Below are 18,106 nucleotides of genomic sequence, written 5' to 3'. Positions count from 1 at the left end.
GCCGGGCATCGGACCGGAGGGAGTGACAACTGTGTCGGGATTCGGATGGATTCGCTGATCACGGCCGCCGCGCGGGCGCTCGCGGCGGGCGACCCGCTCGGCGCGCTGAACCGCGTGGCACTGCGCGACGACGCGCCGGCGCTCGCGTTGCGCGGCATCGCGATGGCCCAGCTCGGCGATTTCGAGCGCGCGCGGGCGCTCGTGCGCGGCGCGGCACGCGCGTTCGGCGCGAAGGAAGCGGTCGCGCGGGCGCGCTGCGTCGTCGCGGAAGCCGAAATCGCGCTGGCGTCCCGCGACCTCGGCTGGCCGTCGCGCGCCCTCGAAGCCGCCTGCGCGACGCTCGACGCACACGGCGACCGCGCGAACGCCGCGCATGCGCGCTATCTCGGCGTGCGCCGACTGCTGCTGATCGGGCACGTCGACGAAGCCGAACGGCAGCTCGCGAACCTCGATCCCGCACCACTGCCGGCCGCATCGCGCGCGGCCCACGAACTGATCGCGGCCGGCATCGCGATGCGCCGCATCCGCCCGCACTTCGCGCGCACGGCACTCGCCCGTGCCCGCGCGGCCGCACGGGACGCCGGCATCGCCGCGCTGACGGCCGAAATCGAGACGGCCGCACGCATGCTGGATACGCCGGCCGCGCGGCTCATCGTGCGCGGTGCGTCGCGGCTCGTGCTGCTCGACGAGGTCGAGGCGCTGCTGGAATCGAATGCGCTGGTCGTCGACGCATGCCGCCACGCCGTGCGCGACGCACGCACGACCGTGTCGCTCGCGCGCCGCCCGGTGCTGTTCGTGCTCGCCCGCGCGCTGGGCGAGGCGTGGCCCGGCGACGTGTCGCGAAATGCGCTCGTCGCCGCGGCGTTTCGCGCGAGACACGCGGACGAATCGCATCGCGCACGCCTGCGCGTCGAAATCGGCCGCTTGCGCGCGATGCTGCGCCCGCTCGCGAACGTCACCGCGACGCCGCGCGGCTTCGCGCTCGAGCCGCTCGGCCCACGCGAGGCCGTCGTGCTCGCGCGTCCGGTCGACGATCGCCATGCGGCCGTGCTCGCGCTGCTCGCGGACGGCGAGGCATGGTCGAGCTCCGCGCTGGCGCTCGCGCTTGGCGCGAGCCAGCGCACCGTGCAGCGCGCACTCGACGCGCTCGCCGAAGCGGACAAGGTGCAGGCGCTCGGCCGCGGTCGCGCGCGCCGCTGGATGACGCCGCCGCTACCCGGATTCGCGACGACCTTGTTACTCCCCGCACCGCTGCCGGGCGACTAGGATGGGCACACCAACGACGAGGTGACAGACATGAAACGCTCCACCGCAGACATCCTCCGCGAATACGGCCCGTTTCCGGGCGTCGACGGCGTGCACGGCGTCACGTTCGACGGCCAGCGCGTCTGGTTCGCGTCCGGCGACAAGCTGAACGCGCTCGACCCGGAACGCGGCACGACCGTGCGCGCACTCGACGTCGCCGCGCACGCAGGCACCGCGTTCGACGGGCGTCATCTGTTCCAGATCGTCGAGGACCGCATCGAGAAGATCGATCCCGATTCGGGCCGCGTGCTCGCGACGATCCCCGCGCCCGGCGGCGGCGCGGATTCGGGGCTCGCGTGGGCCGAAGGTACGCTGTGGGTCGGCCAGTACCGCGAGCGCAAGATTCATCAGGTGGATCCGCAATCGGGCGCCGTGCTGCGCACGATCGAGTCGAACCGCTTCGTCACCGGCGTGACGTGGGTCGACGGCGAGCTATGGCACGGCACCTGGGAAGCGGACGAGAGCGCGCTGCGGCGGATCGACCCACGCACCGGCCAGGTGCTCGAACAGGTCGACATGCCACCCGGTGTCGGCGTGTCGGGGCTGGAATCCGACGGTCGCGACCTCTTCTACTGCGGCGGCGGCAACAGCGGCAAGCTGCGCGCCGTGCGGCGCCCTGCGCGAGCACGCGCGGAGGGCGACGGTGCGGCGGCGTCCGAGCCGGTCGAGCGCTGATCGCCGATCATCGACGGGCAACCCGGCCCGCCGCCATCCCCGGTCAACGCCGGAACGAATCGCGATGGCGCTCCCGGCCGATCCCGAATTTCGCCCGCTCCGCGAGTGCAGGAATGAACAAGACGCTGTCGCGCCGCCGTCGTTAAGATGCGCGCTCGTCAGTCATTCGTTCGGAGCAGTCGATGCAGCGCGGTGTGGTGTATGGCGTCCTTGCGGGCGCGTTGTGGGGGATGGTCTTTCTCGTGCCGCGGCTGATGACGGACTTCTCGCCGCTGCTGCTGAGCGCGGGCCGCTACGCGATGTACGGCCTCGTGTCGCTGGCGGCGGCACTGCCGGCCGCCCGTTCGCTGCTCGTGCGGCTGACGCGCGAGGATCTCGTCGCGCTCGCGAAGCTCGCGCTGATCGGCAACGTCGCGTACTACATGCTGCTGTCCGGCGCCGTGCACCTGATCGGCATCGCGCCCAGCTCGCTGATCGTCGGCGTGCTGCCCGTGACCGTCACGCTCGCCGGCCTCGGCGACCAAGGCGCGATGCCGCTGCGGCGCCTCGTCGCCCCGCTCGCGCTGGTGATCGCCGGCATCGTCTGCATCAACGTCGACCTGTTCACATCGGAAGCCGCGCATGCGACGACGCTCGGCCAGAAGCTCGCCGGCATCGCGTGCGCAACCGGCGCGCTCGCGAGCTGGACCTGGTACGCGGTCGCGAACACGCGCTACCTGCAGCGCCACCATCATTTCGGCGGCAACGAATGGTCGGTGCTGTGGGGTGTAGTGACGGGCCTGATCGGCGGCCTCTGCTGGCTCGCGATCCTCGCGCTGCCGGCCGGCACGGTCCAGGCGGCAGTCCCGGCATCGCGCTGGCAACTGTTCTGGCTGCTGAACCTCGCGCTCGCGATCGGCGCGTCGTGGCTCGGCAACGGACTGTGGAACGCTGCATCGAAGCGGCTGCCGCTCACGCTGTCCGGCCAGCTGATCGTGTTCGAGACCGTGTTCGCGATGCTCTACGCATTCGTCTACGACCACCGGATGCCGCGCGTGCTCGAGATCGCGGCGCTCGCGCTGCTGCTGGCGGGCGTGTACGGGTCGGTGCGCCGGCACGGCGACACGCACGCGAGCGGCGACACGCCCGGCCGTGCAGCCGCGAACGCGAACATCACGGCCCACTGAGCGCGTGCGAGCCTGGTCTGACGAATCGGGACAAAAGGAAATGGAGCGATGCTGGCGCGACGCGTCAGCGCGCGTCCTTGTGCATCCACTTGCGGCCCTCGATGGAGCCCTCGCGGCGGGTCTTGTCCACGCGCCGCTGGCGCGCGAGCTTCGGATCGACGATCAACGGGCGGTAGATCTCGACACGATCATGATCGGCAAGCGGCGCGTCGAGCGGCGCGAGCTTGCCGAACACGCCGGTTTTTGCGTGCGCGAGGTCGATTTCCGGGTGCAGCGCGAGCACGCCGCTCGCGTCGATGGCCGCGCGCACGGTCGCGCCTTCGGGCAGCGACACCGGAATCAGCGTCTGGCGATCCGGCAGCGCGTAACAGACTTCGATCGACAGCATCGCGTCACCCCTTCCCGTAGCGCTGGTCGGCGCGCTTGACGAACGAATCGACGAACGTGTTCGCGATATGGCTGAACACCGGCCCGATGATCTTCTCGAGCAGGATGCTCGAGAACTCGTAGTGCAGCGCAAATTCGATCTTGCATGCGTCGGAGCGCAGCGGGATGAAGCGCCACGAACCCGTGAACTTCCGGAACGGGCCGTCCGCGAACTCCATGTCGATCCGTGTCGGGCGCTGCTGCGTGTTGCGCGTCGCGAAATGCTGCTTGATGCCCTTGAAGTTGATGTCGATGCGCGCTTCCATCCCGCTGTCGTCCTGACGGCGAATCTCGACGCCGCCGCACCAGGGCAGGAAATTGGGGTAATCGGCCACGTCGGTGACGAGGTCGAACATCTGTTCCGCCGAATGACGGATCAATACGGTTTTCTGGACATCTGCCATAAATCGCGCGGCATCGCTCGAGGTAAGAACGCAAGCCGGGCGATTCCCGCCCCGCTTTGCTAAAATTGTGATTTTAAACGAGTTGGCCCGATCCTTTCATGAGCATCATCGACAACAGGAAAGCGCACTTCGATTATCACATCGAGGAACGCTACGAGGCGGGGCTCGTGCTCGAGGGCTGGGAAGTCAAGGCGCTGCGCGCCGGGCGCGGCCAGATCAAGGAAGGCTACGTCGTGGTCAAGAACGCCGAGATCTTCCTGATCGGCACCCACATCAGCCCGCTGCCCGAAGCCTCGACGCACATCAAGCCCGATCCGGTCCGCACGCGCAAGCTGCTGCTGCATCGCGACGAAATCAAGAAACTGATCGGCAAGGTCGAGCAGCGCGGCTACACGCTCGTGCCGCTGAACTTCCACTACAAGGGCGGTCGCGTGAAATGCGACATCGCGCTCGCGAAGGGCAAGAAGCTGCACGACAAGCGCGAAACCGAGAAGAAACGCGACTGGGAGCGCGAAAAGGCCCGCATCATGCGCGCCGGTACCTGACGCGCAACATCCCGCATCGCAAACGACACGGCCCGCTCGAAGCGGGCCGTGTGCTTTTGTGAGCCGCGATGCGTCGATGCGCCGATCGAGCAGCCGCTCACGGTTCCTGATGAACCCCTGCGCTGCTTATCGTCATGCGAGCAGCATCGCAATTCCATGGCGCGACGATTCGCCGCACGCCGGCCGCACGCAACGGCCGGACGGCTCACCGAGCCGCGCGTGCGCTCAACCCTTTCCGACCGCGGCGGGCGTCGCGTTCTTGACGATCGTCAGCGCCGATGCGATCGCGGTGCCGAGATCCGACAGGTTCGCCGGCACGATCAGCGTATTGCCCTGTTTCGCGAGGTTCGAGAACGCGCCGACGTACTGCTCGGCGACCTTCAGGTTCACGGCATCCATCCCGCCCTGCGACTGGATCGCGTTCGCGATCTTCTGGATGGCCTGCGCGTTCGCCTCTGCCACCGCGAGAATCGCGGCCGCCTCGCCCTGCGCCTGGTTGATCGCGGCCTGCCGCTCGCCTTCCGACTTCTGGATCGCCGCCTCGCGCGCGCCCGACGCGAGGTTGATCTGCTCCTGCTTGCGGCCTTCGGATGCGGCGATCAGCGCGCGCTTTTCCCGCTCGGCGGTGATCTGTGCCTGCATCGCGTGCAGGATTTCCTTCGGCGGCGTCAGGTCCTTGATCTCGTAACGCAGCACTTTCACACCCCAGTTCGCGGCAGCCTGGTCGAGCGCCGACACGATGTTGTGGTTGATGAAGTCGCGTTCCTCGAAGGTCTTGTCGAGCTCGAGCTTGCCGACCACCGACCGTAGCGTCGTCTGCGCGAGCTGCGTGATCGCGAGCACGAAGTTGCTCGATCCGTACGACGCCTTCATCGGATCGGTCACCTGGAAGTACAGCACGCCGTCGACCTGCAGTTGCGTGTTGTCGCGCGTGATGCAGACCTGGCTCGGCACGTCGAGTGGAATTTCCTTCAGCACGTGCCGGTAGGCGATCCGGTCGACGAACGGCAGCACGATATTGAGACCGGGCGACAGCGTCGCGTGATAGCGCCCGAAGCGTTCGAGCACCCACGCATGCTGCTGCGGCACGATCTTCACCGTCTTCGACACGATCACGATAGCGATGACGAGCAGGACGACCCAGATGATCAGCGAATCCATGAAATGTTCTCTCCTTGTTGTATCAGCGGACGATCAGCCCGCGGGTTTCGCTACGACCACGAGACAGTTGCCGCGCACGGCGCGCACCTGATACACGCGCACATCGTCGCGCTCGCCGTGCGCGAGTTCGACGTCCCAGTCGGCGCCGCGATATTGCACGCGCGCGCGGCCGTCATGCCACGCGTCGACCGTGACGGTCGAGCCGATATCGAGATTGACGTCGGGATTCGTCGACGTGTCGCGCTTCTGCTTGCGCCCGAGCCCCGAGCGGCGCAGCACGATCATCGCGATGATCGCGACCACGGCGGCCACGCCAAACTGCACGTGCGGCGCGAAACCGGCCAGTTGCAGCAATCCGCCCGCGAGAAAACCGAGCGCAATCATCAGCAGGTAGAACGTGCCCGTGAGCAACTCGGCCACGACCAGCACACCCACCGCGACCCACCAGAACAGATGCCCCGACATCATTGTGGTCTCCAGAAAAACGGTCCCGTACGCTCACTATATTCTTCGCAGCCGCAAGCGGACGCGACCGGCACGCCCGGGTCGGCCGGGTCACCCCGTTACGTACCGACAAACAAAAACACCCCGGTGCTTACCGGGGTGTTTATAACACGAACCTTGCATTTTGCCTTCAGCGCAAGCGCGACGGTACCGCACTTGCGCCGAACGGCCATTACCGACCGTTACTTCCGGTTGGCGAGCGCCTGCCACGTATCGATGATCGTGTCCGGGTTCAGCGAGATCGACACGATGCCTTCGTCGGTCAGCCATTGCGCGAAGTCCGGGTGATCGGACGGGCCCTGACCGCAGATGCCGACGTACTTGCCCATCTTGCGGCAGGTATCGATCGCCCGCTTGAGCAGGAACTTGACGGCCGGGTCACGTTCGTCGAAGTCGACGGCCAGCAGTTCCATGCCCGAGTCGCGGTCGAGGCCGAGCGTGAGCTGCGTGAGGTCGTTCGAACCGATCGAGAAACCGTCGAAGTGCTCGAGGAACTCTTCGGCAAGGATCGCGTTGGTCGGAACTTCACACATCATCACGAGGCGCAGGCCGTTCTCGCCACGCTTCAGGCCGAACTTCTCGAGCAGGCCGACGACGCGCTCCGCCTGCTTCACGGTCCGCACGAACGGCACCATGATCTCGACGTTGGTCAGGCCCATCTCGTCGCGCACGCGCTTCAGCGCACGGCACTCCATCTCGAACGCCTGCGCGAAATCTTCGGCGATGTAGCGCGACGCGCCGCGGAAGCCCAGCATCGGGTTTTCCTCGTCCGGCTCGTAGCGCGAACCGCCGATCAGCTTCTTGTACTCGTTCGACTTGAAGTCGGACAGACGCACGATCACGGGCTTCGGATAGAACGCCGCGGCGATCGTCGCGACGCCTTCCGTCAGCTTGTCGACGTAGAACTGGCGCGGCGACGCGTGGCCGCGCGCGACGCTCTCGACCGCCTTCTTCAGATCCTGGTCGATGTTCGGGTACTCGAGGATCGCCTTCGGGTGCACGCCGATGTTGTTGTTGATGATGAACTCGAGACGCGCGAGGCCAACACCACCGTTCGGCAGTTGCGAGAAGTCGAACGCGAGCTGCGGGTTGCCGACGTTCATCATGATCTTGACCGGGATTTCCGGCAGCTCGCCGCGCTGCACTTCCGTGACTTCCGTCTCGAGCAGCCCGTCGTAGATCTTGCCTTCGTCGCCTTCCGCGCACGACACCGTGACGAGCGCGCCGTCCTTCAGAATGTCGGTCGCGTCGCCGCAGCCGACGACTGCCGGCACGCCGAGCTCACGCGCGATGATCGCCGCGTGGCAGGTCCGGCCGCCACGGTTCGTGACGATCGCCGCCGCACGCTTCATCACCGGCTCCCAGTTCGGGTCGGTCATGTCGGCCACCAGCACGTCGCCCGGCTGCACGCGTTCCATTTCCGACGGATCCTGGATCACGCGCACGGGGCCCGCGCCGATCTTCTGGCCGATCGCACGACCCGTCGCCAGCACCTGCGACTGGCCCTTCAGCTTGAAGCGCTGCTCGGCCTTGCCGGTCGCCTGGCTCTTCACCGTTTCCGGACGCGCCTGCAGGATGAAGATCTTGCCGTCGCGGCCGTCCTTGCCCCACTCGATGTCCATCGGACGCTGGTAGTGCTTCTCAATGATGACCGCGTACTTCGCCAGCTCGATCACGTCTTCGTCGGTGATCGAGTAGCGGTTACGCTGCTCGTGCGGCACGTCGACCGTCTTCACGCGGCCCGGCTCGCCCGGCTGCGTGAATTCCATCTTGATCAGCTTCGAGCCGATCGAGCGGCGGATGATCGGGTACTTGTCCTGCGCGAGCGTCGTCTTGAACACGTAGAACTCGTCCGGGTTCACGGCGCCCTGCACGACGGTTTCGCCCAGGCCATAGCTCGACGTGATGAACACGGCGTCCTTGAAGCCCGATTCGGTGTCGATCGTGAACATCACGCCGGCCGCGCCGACGTCCGAGCGGACCATGCGCTGCACGCCGGCCGACAGCGCGACTTCCGCGTGCGTGAAGCCCTTGTGCACGCGGTACGAGATCGCGCGGTCGTTGTACAGCGACGCGAACACGTGCTTCATGCGGTCGAGCACGTCGTCGATGCCGACGACGTTCAGGTACGACTCCTGCTGGCCGGCGAACGACGCGTCGGGCAGGTCTTCCGCGGTCGCGGACGAACGCACGGCGAACGACAGCTCGCCCGGCGAGCCGTTCTTCAGGATTTCGAACTGTGCGCGGATTTCCTGCTCGAGACGTGCCTGCAGCGGCGCATCGACGATCCACTTGCGGATTTCGGCACCGGCTTCGGCGAGCGCCTTCACGTCGTCGATGTCGAGCGACTCGAGACGCTTGGCGATGCGATCGGTCAGATCGTTGTGCTTGAGGAAATCACGGAATGCGAGCGCGGTCGTGGCGAAACCGGTGGGTACGCGAACGCCTGCTTCGGAAAGCTGGCTGATCATCTCGCCGAGCGACGCATTCTTGCCGCCCACGATCTCCACATCGGTCATCCGCAACTGCTCGAACGGGATTACATACGCCTGGTCCTTTGCGACGTTTGCTGCGTTAGTCATACAAGCCCCTAAGTGTGAAAAAAATGCTCGATTGCGCAAGTGGGCTCGGACGCGGGCGCTTGCAAAAAGGCGCGGCGCGTCTTGCGCAACCTGTTGGAGAAACAATCGCAGCGGCGGAAAATCTTCCGACCCGATTTGCAAAAATCCCGGCAGAAGGGCGATATAGTCAGACGAATCGCCGAACTTGCCGGGAGTTTTAGATCGCTCGCGGCAAGCCCGGGGTGCCGTTCGCACCCTGCCCCCGCAATTGCTTATCCAACAGGTTGCCGCTATTCTACCGTGCCGGCTGCCGGATGTGGCGCGACCTTGTCACTGCGTCTGGAGGCGAACCTCCAGCCGCCCGCGCAACCGCCCTTCACGTTCGACGCCCAGATTCATGCTGCCTACCGTTTTCATCGTCTCCGACGGCACCGGGATCACTGCCGAAACCTTCGCGCACTCGATCCTCTCCCAGTTCGACCAGAAATTCCGCCTCGTGCGCTTGCCGTTCGTCGACTCGCTCGACAAGGCCTTTGCGACCGTCGAGAAGATCAACGAAGCCGCGGTGCACGACGGTCGCCGCGCGATCGTGTTCACAACGCTCGTCGACAGCGAGTCGAACGACATCGTCAAGCGCTCGAACGCGCTCGTGCTGGACATGTTCCAGCGCTTCGTCGAGCCGCTCGAGCAGGAACTGGAGCTGAAGTCGAGCCACGCGATGGGTCGCGGCCACCAGAACGCCGACACGGAGGAATACAAGACGCGGATCGAGGCGATCAACTTCTCGCTCGCGCACGACGACGGCCAGTCGAACCGCAACCTGTCGGAGGCCGACGTGATCCTGGTCGGCGTGTCGCGCAGCGGCAAGACGCCGACAAGCCTGTATCTCGCGATGCAGTACGGCGTGAAGGCAGCCAACTATCCGCTGATTCCGGAAGACTTCGAGCGCGGCAAGCTGCCGTCGGCGCTGTCGCCGCATCGCGACAAGCTGTTCGGCCTGTCGATCGACCCGCAACGCCTGTCGGAGATTCGCAACGAGCGCCGCCCGGGCAGCAAGTACGCGGCGCCGGAGAACTGCCGCTACGAGATCAACGAGGCCGAGGCGATGATGCGTCGCGAAGGGATCAAATGGCTGTCGTCGACGCACAAGTCGATCGAGGAGATCGCGACGACGATCCTGCAGGAAATCCGTCTCGACCGGCAGTCGTACTGACGACTTGCCCGCCGGCGCGGCCGCCAGGCCGCCGCCAGAAGCAGAAAGGCCGCGTCGAACGCGGCCTTTTTTCATGGTCGGGATACGCGCGCGGGCAACGCCGTGCGTCACGTCGTCAGTCACGCGCGCCGCTGCTGCCGCACCTGCTCGAACAGACACACCGCCGCCGCCGCCGCGACGTTCAGCGACTCCATGCCGCCCGGCTGCGGGATCGTTACGCGATGCGTGGCCGCGTCGCGCCAGAACGCCGACACGCCGGCGCCCTCGTTGCCGAACACCCATGCGACGGGCCCGGCCAGGTCGCAGTCGTAGACTGCCCGCGCGCCGTGCGAATCGGTCAGCGCGACCGGCACGTCGAGACGCGCGGCGAGCGCGTCCGGCTCGACGTCCTCGTGGATCGACAGCAGGAAATGCGCGCCCATCGCCGAACGCAGCACCTTCGACGACCACGCATAGGCGGTGCCCGGCGCACAGAATACGTGCCGTACGCCGGCGGCCGCCGCGCTGCGCAAGATCGAACCGACGTTGCCGGCGTCCTGCACGCCGTCGAGCACGACAGACGTGTGCGTGACGCGCTCCGGCAGCGGCTGCGCGGGCCGGTCGACGAGCAACAGGAAACCGACGCCGCTGACCACGTTCGACAGTTGCCCGAACAATGCGTCGGGCAGCGTGACGACCCGCTGCGCGTCGACGCGCGCGATGATCGCCTGGGCTTCGTCGTGCGCGAGCGCGCCTTCGGTCGCGACGCACAGCTCGGGTGTCGCGCCCGTATCGAGATACGCGCTGGCGAGGTGGAAACCCTCGAGCAGCGCCTGACCGCCCCGCCGCTGCTGGGACGTCGAACCCGCGAGCGCCTTCAGGCGCTTGTACAGCGGGTTGTCGCGGGAAGTAATGCTTTTCATCGAATCAGGTCAAGTGCCGCACGCACCGGCGCGAAGGAGCGCCGATGGGCTTCGCACGGGCCGTGCTCGCGCAGCGCGGCAAGATGTTTCTCGGTGCCGTAGCCGGCATGCACGTTGAAGCCATATACCGGGAAGCGCTCGTGCAGGTCGACGAGCATGCGGTCGCGCGTGACCTTCGCGAGGATCGATGCGGCGGAAATGCTCGGCACGAGCGCGTCGCCGCTGACGATCGCCTCGGCACGCACCGTCAGCGTCGGACAGCGGTTGCCGTCGATCTGTGCGAGCGTCGGCAGCACCGACAGGCCTTCGACGGCCCGCTTCATCGCGAGCATCGTTGCGTGCAGGATGTTGAGCGTATCGATCTCGTCGACGCTCGCCGAAGCGACGCAATACGCGCGCGAGCGCGCGACGATCAGCTCGTACAGCGCGTCGCGCTTCTTCGCGGACAACGCCTTCGAATCGTCGAGCCCGTCGATCGGCTGCGCGGGATCGAGGATCACCGCGGCGGCGACCACCGGCCCCGCGAGCGGGCCGCGGCCCGCTTCGTCGACGCCGCAGACGATCTCGTCGGGCCGGCTGAAGTCGAAGCCGCCCTGCACGTCGGTCGACGCGCGGCGGCGTGGTGCACGGGCGGTCGTCATGCGCGCCCCTTGCGTTGCTCGAGTACACGCACGACTGCTTCGGCCGCTTTCGCGGCCGTGTTCTGCCGCAGCGAGAGATGCATTTCGGTAAACACTTCGGTCAGCGTGCGACGGTTCGCATCGTCGCGCAGCTGCGTGAGCGTCGCATCGGCGAGCGCCTCGGGCGTCGCGAAATGCTGCAGCAGCTCGGGCACGACGAAGCGCCCCGCCAGAATGTTCGGCAAGCCGACGTACGGCAGGTAGCCCTGCCGGCGCATGATCTGCCCCGTCAGCCAGGGCACCTTGTACGAGATCACCATCGGCTTCTTCAACAGCGCGGCTTCCAGCGTGACGGTGCCGCTCTTCACGAGGATCGCGTCGGCGGCCGTCATCGCGACCTGCGAGCGGCCGTCGGTGATCGTCAGCGCAAGCTGCGGATGCGCGTCGACGAGCGGCTGCAGCAGTTCGCGCAGCGCAGGCGTCGCCGCCGGCATCACGAACCTCACGCCGGGCTCGCGCTGCTGCATCAGCGCCATCGCCGCGAAGAACGTCGGGCCGATCAGCCCGATCTCCGAGCGACGGCTGCCCGGCAGCACCGCGATCACGGGGCCGTCCGCGGGCAAACCCAGCGCGATGCGCGCGCCATGCGTGTCGGGCTCGAGCGGAATCTCGTCGGCCAGCGGGTGGCCGACATACGTCGACGCGACGCCCGCCTTGTCGAGGATCGCCGGTTCGAACGGGAACAGGCACAGCATGTGGTCGACGGACTTCGCGATCTTCTTGATCCGCCCCCCGCGCCATGCCCAGATCGACGGGCACACGAAGTGGATCGACGGGATGCCCGCGTCGCGCGCGGCCTGCTCCACGTTGAAGTTGAAATCGGGCGCGTCGACGCCGATGAATGCATCGGGCCGCTCCGCGAGCAGCTGGCGCTTCAGTTCGCCGCGAATCCGAAGGATTTCGGGAATCTGGCCCAGCGCCTCGACGTAGCCGCGCACCGTCAGCTTGTCCATCTGCCAGTGCGAGTCGAAGCCGTGCGCGAGCATCCGCTGCCCGCCGATCCCGTAGTAGCGGGTCGACGCGGGCAGCCGCGCTTGAAGCCCGCCGAGCAGCGACGCCGCGAGCAGATCGCCCGACGGCTCGCCGGCCACCATCGCGAGCCGGAGCTGATTGGTCGGGAGCGACATCGCTTAGCGGATGATGCCGCGTTGGGACGCGTCGATGAACGCGACGAGCGCGCCAACAGCTGCGTCGCCTTCGCCGCCCGCGGCCGCCAATTCGCGCAACTGCACCTTCGCTTCCTCGAGCGACAGGCCGTTCTTGTACAGCAGGCGGTACGCGCTGCGCAGCGCCGAGATCGCGTCGGGCGAGAAACCGCGCCGGCGCAAGCCTTCGACGTTGATGCCGTGCGGTTCGGCCTTGTTGCCGGCCGCGATCACGAACGGCGGCACGTCCTGCACGAGCGCCGAGGCGCCGCCCAGCATCGAGTGCGCACCGATGCGCACGAACTGGTGCACGCCCGACATCCCGCCGACGATCGCAAAGTCGCCGATCTCGACATGACCGGCCATCTGCGCGTTGCTCGACAGGATCACGTTGTTGCCGACGCGGCAGTCATGACCGATGTGCACATAGGCCATGATCCAGTTGTCGTCGCCGAGCGTCGTCACGCCGACGTCCTGCACGGTGCCGGTGTGGATCGTCGTGAATTCGCGGATCGTGTTGCGGTTGCCGATCACGAGCTTCGTCGGCTCGTCCTTGTACTTCATGTCCTGCGGACGGCCGCCGACCGACGCGTAATGGCCGATGCGGTTGTCCTCGCCGAGCGTCGTGTGACCTTCGATCACGCTGTGCGAACCGATCGTCGTACGCGCGCCGATCGTGACGTGCGGCCCGACGATCGCATACGGCCCGATCTCGACGGACTCGTCGATCTGCGCACCCGGTTCGACGATCGCGGTAGGATGAATCCTGGTCATGCGCCGTTGCCTCTCGATGTGATGTGTCGCGTTGCTCGCGTTATGTTACCCATGCGTGCCGCGTCGCTCAGGGCGCCGCGTCGGCCGTCTTGACCGTGCACATCAATTCGGCTTCCGCCGCCACCTTGCCGTCCACTTCCGCCACCGCCTTGAACTTCCAGATGCCGCGGATGTAGCGTTCGAACGTCACGTTCAGAATCAGCTGGTCGCCCGGTTCGACCACACGCTTGAAGCGTGCGCCGTCGATGCCGACGAAGTAGTACAGCGTGTTCTCCGGATCCTTCGGCTGCTCTTCCGCGAACGTCAGCAGCGCGGCCGCCTGAGCGAGCGCCTCGAGGATCAGCACACCCGGCATCACCGGCCGCTTCGGGAAGTGCCCCTGGAAGAACGGCTCGTTGATCGACACGTTCTTCAGCGCTTTGATTCCCTTGTGCGGCTCGAGTTCGAGCACGCGATCGACGAGCAGAATCGGGTAGCGATGCGGCAGCAGCGTGAGGATCTTGTGGATGTCGAGATTGATTTTTTCAGTGCTCATGATGGTTCGTCTCACGCAGAAGCTGCGCGGTGGTGATGCAAAGGCTGAAGCGGGCCGCCGCGCGGCCCAGTCTGGCAAACCGGGCCGGATGCGCTGGCGGTGCCCGGTTCGTGGTCTCGCATGGTGCGGTCAGGCGTCCGTGCCGCCCTGGGCGGCCAGCGCGGTTTCGAGCGCCTTGATGCGGTCGCGCAGCTTGTCGAGGTTGCGCACGAGCGCGGCGCTCTTGTTCCATTCGCCGTGGTCGACGGCCGGGAACGCGCTCGTGTAGATGCCTGCCTTCGGCAGCGACTTCGACACGCCCGAATTCGCGGTGATGATGACATAGTCGCCAAGCGTCACGTGGCCGGCGATCCCGGCCGCGCCGCCGATCATGCAGTGGCGGCCGATCGTCGTGCTGCCCGCGATGCCCGCCTTGCCGGCGATCACCGTGTAGGCGCCGATCCGGCAGTTGTGGGCGATCTGCACCTGGTTGTCGATCTTCACGCATTCCTCGATGACGGTGTCCGCCATCGCGCCGCGATCGATCGTCGTGTTCGCGCCGATCTCGACATCCGGGCCGATCGACACGCCGCCGACCTGCGGAATCTTGACCCAGCTGCCGGTGCGCGCCTCGCCGTCGCCGACGAAATCCGGCGCGAAGCCGAACCCGTCGGAACCGATCACGGCACCCGAATGGATGATCGCGCGCGGGCCGATCTTGCAGCCGTGGTACACCGATGCGTTCGGATACAGGTGCGAACCCGCGCCGATCGTCGTGCCGCGCCCCACGAACACGTTCGCGTCGAGCTGCACGCCGTCCTCGATCACCGCGCCGGCCTCGATCGTCACGTGCGGACCGATCACCGCGCTCGCGGCCACCTGCGCGGCCGGATCGATCGTCGCGCTCGGATGCACGCCGGCCGCGCGCGGCGGCGTGGCGAGATCGATGAACATCTGCGCGACGCGCGCGAAGTACGCGTACGGATTCGGCGTCACGATGAAATTGCGGGAGCCGGCCGTCCGGCCATCAGCGGCCGCACCCAGCTTTTCGAGATCCTTCGGCGCGATCAGCACCGCGCCGGCGCGGGTCGTCTCGACCTGCGACAGGTACTTCGGATTCGCGAGAAACGCGAGTTGCTGAGGGCCTGCCTGGTCGAGCGGCGCGAGGCCGCCCACCTTGCACTGGGCGTCGCCGACGATCTCGCCGCCGAACCGCTTTACGAGTGCCTCAAGCGTCAATGCCATTCGTCGTCTGCTCCGTTCAGTTCGTCGAGCCGGACGCGAGCGCCTTGAGCACCTTGTCGGTGATGTCGATGCGCGGGCTGACGTACACGGCTTCCTGCACGATCAGGTCGTAATTCTGCTGCTCGGCGATCTGCTTGATGACCTTGTTCGCACGCTCCAGCACCGCCGCGAGTTCCTCGTTGCGGCGCTGGTTCAGGTCCTCGCGAAACTCGCGCTGCTTGCGCTGGAAGTCGGTATCGAGCTGCGCGAGATCGCGCTGCTTCTGTGCGCGATCGGCCGCCGACAGCGACGGGCCGTTCTTGTCCAGCGAATCGGACATCGACTTCAGACGCGCGGCGAGGTCCTGCAGATCCTTGTCGCGCTTCGCGAACTCGGCTTCGAGCTTCGTCTGCGCCGCCTTGGCGGGCGCGGACTCGCGCAGGATCCGATCCGAATTGACCGCCGCGATGCGGGCGACGTCCTGAGCATGTGCCGTCGCCGCGCCCAAGGCCAGCGCAACGGTCAGCGCACACATCACTCGTTTCGAAAACTTACCGGTTAGCAAAATTACCCTCTCGTTGCTGTTGTCATGCGTTCGATCAGAACGCCGTCCCGATCTGGAACTGGAATTTCTGGTACTGGTCGCCTTCATGCTTCTGCAGCGGGAAGCCGAGGCTCAGCTTCAGCGGGCCGATCGGCGAGATCCACGCGAGACCCACACCGTAGCCGTAACGCAGGCCGTTCGCGCCGGTACTCGTACCGCCCGGCGCGTTGCCCCACACGTTACCGCCGTCGAGGAACGTGAACACGCGCAGCGTGCGGTCGTAGCCGGTACCCGGCAGCGGGAACGTCAGCTCGATGTTGCCGACCAACATCTTCGAACCGCCGATCGGGTCGTTCGTCTTCGTGTCGCGCGGGCCCAGCGAGCTCGGCTCGTAGCCACGCACGGAGCCGATACCGCCCGCATAGTAGTTCTTGAAGATCGGGTACGGGTTGCCGATACCGTTGCCGTAACCGCCTTGCAGGTTCAGGCCCAGGATGAAGCCGCGCGAGAACGAATAGTAGTACTGCGCCTGCAGGTCGGCCTTGTAGTACTGGATCTTGCCGACCGGCACGCCGTATTCGACGTTCGCCTGCGTGAAGTAGCCGCGGCTCGGGATCAGCGCGCTGTCACGCGCGTCGCGCGACCACGCGACCGTCAGCGGCACCGTGTTCGACACGCGGCCGAACTCGTTGACATACGCCTTGTAGCTCGCCGGCGTGTTGTCGTCAGTATCGAGACGGTTCTGCTCGAAGCCCGCGCCGAAGTAGACCGTATCGACTTCCGAGAACGGAATGCCGAACTTCAGGTTGCCGCCCGCGCTGATGATCCGGAAGCTCGAGCTCGTCGAATAGTAGAGCGGCTGGTACGTGCGGTAGTAGACGTCCGTGATCCGCTTGATGCCGTCGACCGTGAAGTACGGGTCGACCTGCGTGACGGTCAGCGTGCGGTAGCTCTTCGCGGTGTTGACGTTCACCGACAGGCTCGTGCCCGAGCCGAACACGTTGTCCTGCGACACGCCGGCCGACAGCACCACCTTGTCCGTCGACGAGAAGCCCGCGCCCAGCGTGATCGCGCCGGTCGGCTTTTCATCGACCTTCACGTTCACGTCGACCTGGTCGTTCGTGCCTTCGACGGGCACCGTCGTCACGTCGACGTTGGTGAAGTAGCCGAGACGGTTCACGCGGTCCTTCGACAGCGCGAGGCGGTTCGAATCGAACCACGAGCTTTCGAGCTGGCGCATTTCGCGGCGCACGACTTCGTCACGCGTACGCGTGTTGCCGACCACGTTGATGCGGCGCACGTACACGCGGCGGCTCGGATCGACGACGAGATTCAGGTTCACCTTGTGGTTTGCCTGGTCGATGTCCGGCTGCGCGTTGACGGTCGCGAACGCATAGCCGTATTCGCCGAGCTTGTCGACGATCGACTTCGTCGTTTGCTGCAGCTTTTCGGCCGAGAAGCGATCGCCCGGCTTGATCTTGATCAGCTTGTTCAGTTCGGCTTCGCGATCGAGCAGGTTGCCCGACAGCTTGATGCCCGACACCGTGTACGGCTCGCCTTCGTGCAGCGTGACCGTCAGGTACATGTCCTTCTTGTCGGGCGAGATCGACACCTGGGTCGACTCGATGTTGAACTCGAGGTAGCCGCGGTTCAGGTAGTACGAGCGCACGGCCTCGAGGTCGCCCGTGAGCTTTTCCTTCGAGTACAGGTCGTTCTTCGTGTACCAGGAGAACCAGTTCGGCGTCGACAGCTGCATCTCGTCGCGCAGCGCGCTCGTGCTGAACGCCTTGTTGCCGATGAAGTTGATCTGGCGGATCTTCGCGCTCGGGCCTTCGGCGACCGCGAACAGGATCGACACGCGGTTCGCGTCGACCGGCGTGACCGTCGTCTTGACCTCGGCCGCATAGAAGCCGCGCGTCAGGTACTGACGCTTGAGCTCCTGCTCCGCCTTGTCGACGAGCGCCTTGTCGTAGTAGCGGCCGTCGGCCAGGCCCACCGCGCGCAGCGCCTTCGTCAGGTTGTCCTTGTCGAATTCCTTCGTGCCGGTGAAGTCGATCGACGCGATGGCCGGACGCTCCTGCACCTGCACGATCACGACGTTGCCCTGGGTGGCAATGCGCACGTCGTTGAAGAAACCCGTGGCGTACAGCGCGCGGATTGCTTCGGATGCCTTGTCGTCGGTGAAGGTATCGCCCTGCTTGATCGGCAGGTAGGCGAACACCGAACCCGCTTCGACGCGCTGCAACCCCTCGATCTTGATGTCTTGCACCACGAACGGTGCCGCTGCATGCGCCGCGAGGCCGTGCGCGGCGAGCGCGGCCGCTGCAACTGTCTTAGGTACAAAGCGATGAGGTTTGAACAAC

Annotated in this window: 18 protein-coding genes; 5 read left to right on the top strand and 13 right to left on the bottom strand. The window is 66.2% G+C overall.

The features are described from left to right. Positions 1-45: 45 nt before the first annotated feature. From WS49_RS14140 to WS49_RS14130, 3 genes are all read left to right on the top strand, one after another. Complete coding sequence (locus WS49_RS14140; protein WP_059529364.1) at positions 46-1,266, top strand: hypothetical protein; 1,221 nt, start codon at positions 46-48, stop codon at positions 1,264-1,266. Positions 1,267-1,296: 30 nt separating this feature from the next. Continuing rightward, a complete protein-coding gene (locus WS49_RS14135) occupies positions 1,297-1,980 on the top strand; it encodes a Vgb family protein (RefSeq protein WP_059529361.1) in 684 nt (227 codons plus the stop codon). 182 nt (positions 1,981-2,162) lie between these two features. After that, on the top strand, positions 2,163-3,146 hold the full coding sequence (locus tag WS49_RS14130) for a DMT family transporter (RefSeq protein ID WP_059529358.1): 984 nt from the start codon (positions 2,163-2,165) through the stop codon (positions 3,144-3,146). Positions 3,147-3,210: 64 nt separating this feature from the next. Here WS49_RS14130 and WS49_RS14125 read toward each other — a convergent pair whose 3' ends face one another. Both WS49_RS14125 and WS49_RS14120 read right to left on the bottom strand, forming a co-directional pair. After that, complete coding sequence (locus WS49_RS14125) at positions 3,211-3,534, bottom strand: RnfH family protein (protein ID WP_059450006.1); 324 nt, start codon at positions 3,532-3,534, stop codon at positions 3,211-3,213. Positions 3,535-3,538: 4 nt separating this feature from the next. Beyond that, on the bottom strand, positions 3,539-3,976 hold the full coding sequence (locus tag WS49_RS14120; RefSeq protein WP_059529356.1) for a type II toxin-antitoxin system RatA family toxin: 438 nt from the start codon (positions 3,974-3,976) through the stop codon (positions 3,539-3,541). Positions 3,977-4,074: 98 nt separating this feature from the next. Here WS49_RS14120 and smpB point away from each other — a divergent pair, with 98 nt between their 5' ends. Next, the gene (smpB, locus tag WS49_RS14115; protein ID WP_050012888.1) at positions 4,075-4,521 is read left to right on the top strand and encodes an SsrA-binding protein SmpB; all 447 of its coding nucleotides are present in this window, start codon (positions 4,075-4,077) and stop codon (positions 4,519-4,521) included. A gap of 225 nt (positions 4,522-4,746) precedes the next feature. Here smpB and WS49_RS14110 read toward each other — a convergent pair whose 3' ends face one another. The 3 genes from WS49_RS14110 to ppsA form a co-directional block, all read right to left on the bottom strand. After that, on the bottom strand, positions 4,747-5,682 hold the full coding sequence (locus WS49_RS14110) for an SPFH domain-containing protein (protein WP_059529353.1): 936 nt from the start codon (positions 5,680-5,682) through the stop codon (positions 4,747-4,749). A gap of 33 nt (positions 5,683-5,715) precedes the next feature. Continuing rightward, positions 5,716-6,150: an NfeD family protein gene (locus WS49_RS14105; protein ID WP_059529350.1), complete on the bottom strand. Its 435-nt coding sequence runs from the start codon at positions 6,148-6,150 to the stop codon at positions 5,716-5,718. 218 nt (positions 6,151-6,368) lie between these two features. Next, the gene (gene ppsA, locus WS49_RS14100; RefSeq protein WP_059529348.1) at positions 6,369-8,768 is read right to left on the bottom strand and encodes a phosphoenolpyruvate synthase; all 2,400 of its coding nucleotides are present in this window, start codon (positions 8,766-8,768) and stop codon (positions 6,369-6,371) included. A gap of 376 nt (positions 8,769-9,144) precedes the next feature. Between ppsA and ppsR the strand changes: the two genes are divergently transcribed. After that, positions 9,145-9,960 carry a posphoenolpyruvate synthetase regulatory kinase/phosphorylase PpsR gene (gene ppsR / locus WS49_RS14095; RefSeq protein WP_059450011.1) on the top strand — a complete coding sequence of 272 codons (816 nt, stop codon included), beginning with the start codon at positions 9,145-9,147 and terminating at the stop codon, positions 9,958-9,960. 119 nt (positions 9,961-10,079) lie between these two features. On the opposite strand, the gene WS49_RS14090 is transcribed toward ppsR, so the two are convergent. The 8 genes from WS49_RS14090 to bamA all read right to left on the bottom strand — a co-directional run bounded on the left by WS49_RS14090 (position 10,080) and on the right by bamA (position 18,105). Continuing rightward, positions 10,080-10,862 carry a TrmH family RNA methyltransferase gene (locus WS49_RS14090; RefSeq protein WP_059529345.1) on the bottom strand — a complete coding sequence of 261 codons (783 nt, stop codon included), beginning with the start codon at positions 10,860-10,862 and terminating at the stop codon, positions 10,080-10,082. Continuing rightward, entirely contained in the window at positions 10,859-11,503 is a 645-nt protein-coding gene (gene rnhB, locus WS49_RS14085; protein WP_059529342.1) for a ribonuclease HII, read from the bottom strand. The genes WS49_RS14090 and rnhB overlap by 4 nt, the downstream gene beginning before the upstream one ends. After that, entirely contained in the window at positions 11,500-12,669 is a 1,170-nt protein-coding gene (gene lpxB / locus WS49_RS14080; RefSeq protein WP_059529340.1) for a lipid-A-disaccharide synthase, read from the bottom strand. Before lpxB ends, rnhB begins: the two co-directional genes overlap by 4 nt. A gap of 3 nt (positions 12,670-12,672) precedes the next feature. Beyond that, complete coding sequence (gene lpxA, locus WS49_RS14075; protein WP_059529336.1) at positions 12,673-13,461, bottom strand: acyl-ACP--UDP-N-acetylglucosamine O-acyltransferase; 789 nt, start codon at positions 13,459-13,461, stop codon at positions 12,673-12,675. A gap of 67 nt (positions 13,462-13,528) precedes the next feature. Continuing rightward, a complete protein-coding gene (gene fabZ / locus WS49_RS14070) occupies positions 13,529-13,996 on the bottom strand; it encodes a 3-hydroxyacyl-ACP dehydratase FabZ (protein ID WP_006495559.1) in 468 nt (155 codons plus the stop codon). 129 nt (positions 13,997-14,125) lie between these two features. After that, positions 14,126-15,220 carry a UDP-3-O-(3-hydroxymyristoyl)glucosamine N-acyltransferase gene (gene lpxD, locus WS49_RS14065; RefSeq protein ID WP_059529333.1) on the bottom strand — a complete coding sequence of 365 codons (1,095 nt, stop codon included), beginning with the start codon at positions 15,218-15,220 and terminating at the stop codon, positions 14,126-14,128. A 16-nt stretch (positions 15,221-15,236) separates the two neighbouring features. Beyond that, the gene (locus WS49_RS14060; protein ID WP_059529330.1) at positions 15,237-15,734 is read right to left on the bottom strand and encodes an OmpH family outer membrane protein; all 498 of its coding nucleotides are present in this window, start codon (positions 15,732-15,734) and stop codon (positions 15,237-15,239) included. Between the two features lie 64 nt (positions 15,735-15,798). Then, positions 15,799-18,105, bottom strand: a complete 2,307-nt coding sequence (gene bamA, locus WS49_RS14055) for an outer membrane protein assembly factor BamA (protein ID WP_059529329.1) — start codon at positions 18,103-18,105, stop codon at positions 15,799-15,801. Between the last annotated feature and the right edge of the window lies 1 nt (position 18,106).

The sequence above is a fragment of the Burkholderia sp. RF7-non_BP4 genome (genome assembly GCF_001521935.1).
Taxonomy (GTDB): Bacteria; Pseudomonadota; Gammaproteobacteria; order Burkholderiales; family Burkholderiaceae; genus Burkholderia; species Burkholderia diffusa.
The sequence above is the reverse complement of the archived record's forward strand: the minus strand, read 5'-3'. Positions and strand labels throughout refer to the sequence as shown.